This is a genomic window from Methylosinus sp. DMC45, assembly GCF_056313885.1.
Window position 1 is genome coordinate 45,732 of sequence record NZ_JBQUZK010000006.1, and the last position, 7,441, is coordinate 53,172.

4 protein-coding genes are annotated in these 7,441 nt (G+C 51.3%); 1 reads left to right on the forward strand and 3 read right to left on the reverse strand.

The window, feature by feature from the left end:
* Positions 1-18 precede the first annotated feature (18 nt).
* Genes ACT53T_RS02720 through ACT53T_RS02730 form a run of 3 tightly spaced genes read right to left on the reverse strand, consistent with a single transcriptional unit; the run spans position 19 to position 3,957 of the window.
* Complete coding sequence (locus ACT53T_RS02720) at positions 19-1,626, reverse strand: hypothetical protein (RefSeq protein WP_476159909.1); 1,608 nt, start codon at positions 1,624-1,626, stop codon at positions 19-21.
* Between the two features lie 43 nt (positions 1,627-1,669).
* On the reverse strand, positions 1,670-2,059 hold the full coding sequence (locus tag ACT53T_RS02725) for an HAD family hydrolase (protein WP_476159910.1): 390 nt from the start codon (positions 2,057-2,059) through the stop codon (positions 1,670-1,672).
* A gap of 29 nt (positions 2,060-2,088) precedes the next feature.
* Positions 2,089-3,957 (reverse strand): hypothetical protein, encoded by a 1,869-nt coding sequence (locus ACT53T_RS02730; RefSeq protein WP_476159911.1) that lies wholly within the window; start codon positions 3,955-3,957, stop codon positions 2,089-2,091.
* Positions 3,958-4,516: 559 nt separating this feature from the next.
* Here ACT53T_RS02730 and ACT53T_RS02735 point away from each other — a divergent pair.
* On the forward strand, positions 4,517-7,441 hold a 2,925-nt coding region (locus ACT53T_RS02735; protein WP_476159912.1), incomplete at its 3' end, for a glycosyltransferase.

Below are 7,441 nucleotides of genomic sequence, written 5' to 3' on the forward strand. Positions count from 1 at the left end.
TTCTTGTCGGACGGGGCTTTAGGATGTCAGCTCACGATGAATGAGCAAACCGTTGGAAAAAAACTTGTTCTGACGCAGAGGCGCTTCCGCGTGCATCGGCAACATTGAAAGGAACAGCAGTCCCTCGATCGCGCGAATCTCTGGACCGAGACAAGACAAGCCGCCCATGGTAAGCGCGCCAAAGTCCTCGCTCAGGGCTTTCAGGTCGTCTCGATCGCTGCGGCTGAATTCATATTCCATAGGCCCGAACTCTCTGAATTTTGTAGATCCCAAAAGGATATGGTCATATTGACCGTGCACTGAATGCGCTAACTTGGCGAGATCATATCTCCAATCGCCCCACAGCGTGGGCTTACCCGTATCGATATGGCCGCGCGGATCGACCACGCGCACGCGTTTGGCGCGGAAGTCATAAAACATATTACCGAAAAAGAGGTCCCCGTGCATGAGCGAGTAGGTTTCCGAACTCGTCGAGGGAATCATCGAAATCAAATCGTCCAGCACGTCCTCGAGACGAGGCGTGCGCACGCCGTTCAATGTGATGCGGTTCGAGAGCGCAATATTTCTCGTGGCCAGAAAGTCCTCGATACGTCTCCTCGACTTCTTCTTCACTAGAGAATCGAAGAGTTCGCGTCGCTCGCTGAACGCCTCGTCCGATTCGGGTCGAATCTGGCGGCAGGCTTCAATGAACTCCAGACATTTCGCGATGATCTGCCGCCAGACATACCGCGGCAGACGACCGAAAACGACGAGCTCGGCAAGTGTTGGCTGGTAAAGATACTCCAAACGATAGCCGATCTCGAATTCGTCCGGCAAATTCTCCCTGACTACGCCCAGGAAATGCGGAGTAAATGCACGCATAGAAGACGGCAGCTGTTCATACCAGGCGATTTCCGCGGTAATCTTGTCTTTTTGCCGGCTTGTCTTGACGACGCTCACGCCGTCGCACGTGAGCGTATTGAATGCGCGGCTAACGAGAATTTCGCGTCTCGACCGCATCATGCGCGACAAACTGCCGAAATCGTACCATCTCTGCGCTTTGACCGCGCGCAGCGGAACCCGCCGGCCGTAACTGTCGACAGCCGAAATAAAATCGGGGCAAGCGTTCAACGCATCTCGAAAAGCGGAGGAGTTCGTGAAACTGAATAGCCCGCTCGCGACCAGCCGTGAACGAGCGCCGTCGCCATAGCTCGTTTCCAGAGACAGACCCTGTTCTGGCTTCGCAGAGTTGACCACATCCGCCCAAGGGTAGAAATCATCCGTTTCATCCACGACGACGACGTCGTCGAGTGTCTCGCTCCCGATATCGACGAGCGTGTCGCCGTGTAGCAAGATCAAGGATCCTCGCACATCCAAAGCTTCCAAAATAAACTGGGTGGCGGTGGCCAAGGAGAGCGAGACCGGAGACCGGACGATCCGTACCCGCAGATCCTCGAGTCGCGTCTCGTCCGATCGTGTCATTTGGAAATCTGCGGGGATCGTGAGGAGAATGGTCGATGTTCGTTCGCGCGCAAATGCCACCTGCCGCACATAAAGCGGCTCCGACCCGATCGGCAAGAAAGCCGGTGGCAGACGTCCAAATTCAGCGGCAATGTCCGATGTAACATAGGCGCCGGAGAGGATCACGAATATCGGTTCCTCTGGTACCGGGACCGATTGGGACTGCATGTCAGCGTTGCTGGGCAAAGCGCACCTCGTCTGCCAACAAGTCCGTTATCTCTTCGAATGACAGACGGAGGAATTCGGAAGGACGGACGGCTCGATCGTCGATGTAAAATCCCTCGCGCCCGCACCAAGGCTTGCCGATCCAAATTTCATCGTAAGGCACGCCGTGCCGTTCCAGCCAATCGGTGACGATAGGCAAGGTCCTTGCGGCGATCTTTCCCATACTGTTCTCGTACGAACGCATGTTACGGCTTGTATGAATGGCGATCTCGAAACCCATTTTGCGGTAATCACGAAGACGCGCGATCATTTCTAGATTTGGCGTAGCGTGACGATAGTCGTCGGTCTCTCCGATCGTGAGTGTGTTGTCGAGATCGACGATCAGCCGTTTCATATTGTAATCTCGCAATCGGCCTGGACGCATCACGAAAGGTTGTGGGGGTGTAACGCGTCTGCCTGGGCCGCGGCTAGCAGCGCCAAAACAGCCTTGCGTCGCGCATCACTGTTTTGATGCTGCAAATCTTCCATGATTGCGTCGACAATAAAATGAGGACAAAGCGTCGACTGCTCGACCAATGGACCCCAGTCAATATCTGCCTTTTTGACATTGATATTTTGACCAGCAAGAATATTTGCTGCATTATAGTGAGGCCCCCATTCGTCGCTCAGACCCCACGTTCTAATGCCCGACAACAACCCGACCTCCTCATATATATTTACGCTTCTTTGTACGCGAGCCGCGGCGCCCATATAGAACTGATCCCCAACACAAAATCCTACACCGAAATGTAAGAAATATCCAATATCTGAATATACAACGTCATTAAATAAGCACTCATTAATATGTTCAAACATTCTATCAATATCAACATGATTTATTACTTTATCTGGCCTCAATCGTATAATTATATCATACGATCGCCCTGCGTCTACAATGCTTTTAATTACAGATGATATCTTATAGTGCATCATTTTTGAGCAATTCCATCCCGTGAACGAGCTGTCCGCTTCGTCTTCGATCACAATATTTTTTGTATTATATGCTTTTTCCAATCTTCCGGCATCTACAATGCTTCTATTGCTTATACATCGAAACAATGTTCTAAGCATTTGCTTTATCTCGGCAATCCCATACAGATCGATTGCTTTGAGATACTCATTGAGAAACCGGCCACTAAATATACGCGCAGCGTGGCCGCCCTCAGGTTCACGACCACCGATACCCTTCCACGTGTGAACAAAATAATCTATCTCCCCTAGTCTTTCTAAATCCTTCCAGCTCTTATGCGCGATTTCATACCCGCGCATCTGGCCGGAGACTCCGATTGCGACACGCAAAGACCGTCGCCTTATCGACGGAGGCACGGACAGCCTAAGGGTTTCCCGCTGATTCAATTGCCGAAACACAGCTTCCTTGGAGAGTTTGTCGAAAACCCGAGACCTGCGATCAAATCTGTGGAAAATATAGTAGTAAAGCAAGTTCATTACATCAGGTCTCGCGACCGCCATATTGGCATCCGCTCGCGTGAGCGCAGCAACGCATAGCCCCTCTAGCGCGCCATAAATATTCTTATATCCACGACGAAAATCATCATTTATATAATCAATGCACTCCAGTTGGAATAGAAATAGCAAGCCATATAGACTATTTGATAATATCCACGGCGTCTCATAGTTGCATGCCCGTAGCACGGAATCTGATGTAAATATAACATGATAGTCCTTGATAAATAGCTCGTCGGCGTGGGCCGCCAGCAGCCTGTTCAATTCGTTTTGATCTAAATTTTCCGCATGAATTAAATAATTGACTGCGATATTCTTTTTTCTGCGCTCTCCGACGCCTGAGCGGTGCTGCTCTATAAACTGACGCATCCATCCACCGATGATCGCCGAGTTTGTAGAGCCCATAGAATGCGGATGATAAAAAATTGAAGCAAACGAATATTGGCTGTAAATATGTTCATTTGCAGACTGCTCGACAAGAGCATCGAACAACAACGGCCGAAGGTCAGTACGAAGCTGGTTCTCAATCAACTGCGACGCAAGCCGCCGTATGATTTTATCTGCCAAAAATAAATCGTCTATCGTGACACTGCGTCCTATCGAAAAGACGCTCTGCATAGCGACACATGCGGCGGCGACAGAGCCTCGCTCGAGAAAATTGGCGCTCAAGGACGCAAGTCGCCCGCCGGATAAACCGCCACTCATGCAGCTCTTTATGAGATCGACGTCGTCACCGCTAAGCCTTAAACCTAGCAGCTCGTCGTCAACAATATCCGGCATCGATTCCATCTCGATCGCCCTAGTTCATATTGCCAAGGCACGAAACGCTCAATACAAATATCCACCAACAATCCAAAAAAGCCAGACCGGCGCCGTCAGCAAGCTATTAATCAAGCTATTGTTTTTGAATAATCATGCAAGCATATTATTACAATATAGTATAATTACGCTATAGACAGCCGCTTTAGGCGTGCTTTATAGCTGATTGGTTAGTTTTCCTGAAAGGCTTGCGCGATGACGCGCGCAAGCGGCACCCAATAGATTTTCGACGGGGATGCTCGCGGCGGGCATCGAAAAGAATTCAATTTACGGATAAGTGTCGCGAGAATTCGACAAGCCGTCATAGTGGGCTCGCGGACGGATAGACGCAAAGTCGAAGAACAGCGATGTAATGCGGCCTCGCCCGCCTCATGACCCAGCGTGGCTCGGGCCTCCCGCCTCGGCGGGATTTCGGACCGCAATTCAAAATTGCGACACCACTGCCGGGGGCTCGACCTCAATGTTCAAACTCGATCGATTATCAGTCGCGATCAGGCCAATCGGAATGGCCCCACATAAGCGATACTCAGTGATTTTCGACTACGACTGGTACACGACAACATATCGAGACGTTCTGGTTCGCGACATCGGGATCAACCGTCCCCTCGCGACCCGCAAGGAGGCATTGGCTCATTACCTGCGGAGTGGATGGAGGTCGGGCCTCAATCCCTCGCCCTATTTCGATCTTGCCTGGTACCTCGAGCACAATCCCAGCTTACGCGAACGGAATATCGAGCCGCTCGGGCATTATTTGACCGAAGGGTGGCGAAAAGGTGCGTCTCCTAGCGCTTACTTCAATCCGCGCTGGTATTTGAGCCAGAATCCAGACGTCGCCCGGGCGGAGGTTGAACCGCTGCAACACTTCCTCGCCTTTGGCTGGCGCGAGGGACGATCCGCGAACGCATATTTCGACCCTCAATGGTATCTGGATCAAAATGCCGACGTTGCGCTCTCGAGAATGGATCCATTCCGGCACTATGTGATGTTCGGATGGCGCGAAGGGCGAGCGCCGAGCATCTATTTCGATCCCGTAGTTTATTACGAGCGAAATGCAAACGCGACTCGCACCGAGCCCTTGCGGCATTATTTAATGCGCGGTTGGCTGGAGGGGCGCGCAATTAGCAAATATTTCGACACGCAATGGTATCTCGACAGTTATCCGGTTGTCCGTAGCCTTCAGACCGAGCCACTCCTGCACTATCTCTCGGTCGGTTGGCGCGATGGATTTTGGCCCAATCCTTGGTTCAGCCCCCGGGAGTATTGCCGTCGACATCCAGAATGTTTGGTCCGCGGTTTCGAGCCTCTGAAGCATCAGCTGACCCGGGAGGCGCACAATCAGGAGGTTATTGATAAGGCGACCGTTGGAGTGAAGAGATCTACTGCGCCGCTCGAGGCTCGTTACTTTTCCCTGTCGCCAGCCCCTCTCGTTTCTATCATAATTCCCAACTTCAATGGAGTTCGTCACCTACACGAGCTCTTTTCGAGTCTTTCCGCACAAACGTACAAAAATTTCGAGGTGATTTTCGTCGACGACAATTCCTCGGACAACTCTGTCGAAATTGCGGCGCAATTTGGCGTGGAACATATTGTCGAGAGCAAGAAGTCGCTCGGCTTCGCCAAGGCGAACAACGTTGCGTTGCCGTTATGCTCGGGCGAGCTGCTCGCGTTGCTCAACAATGATACACGAGTCGACGCAAATTGGCTGGAGTCGATGGTAACGACAATTCGCGGGGATCCGCTGATCGCAGCCGTGGCGCCAAAAATTCGATTTTGGACCAAATTCCAGCTATTGAGGTTCGAAAGCGCATATGCTTTCGAACTGGATCTTCCAAGCTTGCTCGAATCGTTGACCTATAAGAAATACTTTTCTGTCTGGGCTCATACGTCAGAAGAGTCGCTGCGGTCGAAAGTTACGGGATCGAGCAATCACGAAGAATTGATTCTTCACGTCCCCGTTCAGGATAAGCCGATCAATCTGCATCTTCGGGGTCCCGAGGGACAGGCTGTCGAATTGCATGTCGGTTCGAGAACGAAAAGCCTGGTTCTTGTCGCTGGCGGGATCGATAGTGAATACAGTTTCACGGACGTTGACCGCAAATCTTCGTATTATATAATTAACAACGCAGGATCTGCGCTAGACACGACAGGCAATCCCTATGATCGCGGCTATGGCTTCGTTGACGGAGGCGAATTCGATACGCCGTCGGACGTCGAGCTTTTCTGCGGCGGCGCCGTGCTGCTTCGTAGAGATGCGCTGCATGGGCGAGAGCTATTTATTTCCGAATTCGGAGCATATTATGAAGACTCTGAGCTCTCTCGATGGCTCGGGCAGAAAGGATATAGAATCGTCTATAATCCCATGGCCGTCGTCTACCATAAGCATGCTTCGACAACGAACGAGAACTCACTCTTCTGGCTGAAGCAGACCTCACGCAATAAAATCCTCTACGATTATATTTTTGCGGACAAATTCTCAAAGGCGGCTATTTTAGAGCGACACCGCCTTCATCTGAACCATCTCACCCACTGGGCGCAGTCAAGTCTCGACGCAAAAGAGCGTGACCGGCAATACGCATTGATGATCCCGGAAATTCTGCGAGACATCGAACGTATCGTTCCGTTGATCGACAACAAGGAGACGCCGCAGCGCTCTGGATTGCGCATCGGAGTCTACAACAGTTATTGGCGCACACTCGGCGGAGGAGAGGCGCATGCGCTCGATCTGACAGCGGCGCTCAGCCGCTTCGGACAGGTCGAGCTCATCGCGGAGGACGACTTCGATTTGGCCTACATGATGGAGTATTTCGGTCATTCAAAACTCAATGTACGTAAGAGACTGATATCGGCGTTTTCGCCTGAGTTGACGCATGATTACGATATTTTCGTCAATTCTACCTATCAGAGCAGATCGCCTTCTTTCGCTGCCAAGTCGTTTTGTATCGTCTCTTTTCCGATTGGCGAGGCATCAGCGCAATTTCTCTCGAGCTACTACTTTCTGGCAAACTCTAGGTTCACGCTAGATTGGATGAAAACCTATTGGGGGGCCAACAATTTTTCTGGAACTGTATTGTATCCGACTATTCCAAAATCCTATGTAGCCATAGGTTCAGATAAAATGCTCCTGAAGAATAAATCGATATTATCAGTTGGCCGTTTTGTCGCCCGAGGGCATACGAAAAATCAGCTGGAGATCATCGAAGGATTTCGAGCGTTCATCGAACGGTATCCGAGGATTGCAAGAGGCTGGACGCTTAGGCTGATCGGCACAGTCAACGATCCTGAATATCTGGCGCAAGTCTTACGCGCGAGTGAAGGGCTGGACATTAGCGTTACCACGGACGCCGATTTTGGCGCGGTGCGTGAGGCATATCTCGCGGCTAGTGCACTGACTCAGACGGAAGGTGCAGGAACGCGGGCCAGCTTGGCGAAAATCGCCTTAGCCGGCTTTGTCCAG

Excerpts from the sequence above, each read along its gene's own strand:
- ACT53T_RS02725 (WP_476159910.1), bottom strand. The coding sequence starts at position 2,059 with ATGAAACGGCTGATCGTCGATCTCGACAACACACTCACGATCGGAGAG.
- ACT53T_RS02730 (WP_476159911.1), bottom strand. The coding sequence starts at position 3,957 with ATGGAATCGATGCCGGATATTGTTGACGACGAGCTGCTAGGTTTAAGG.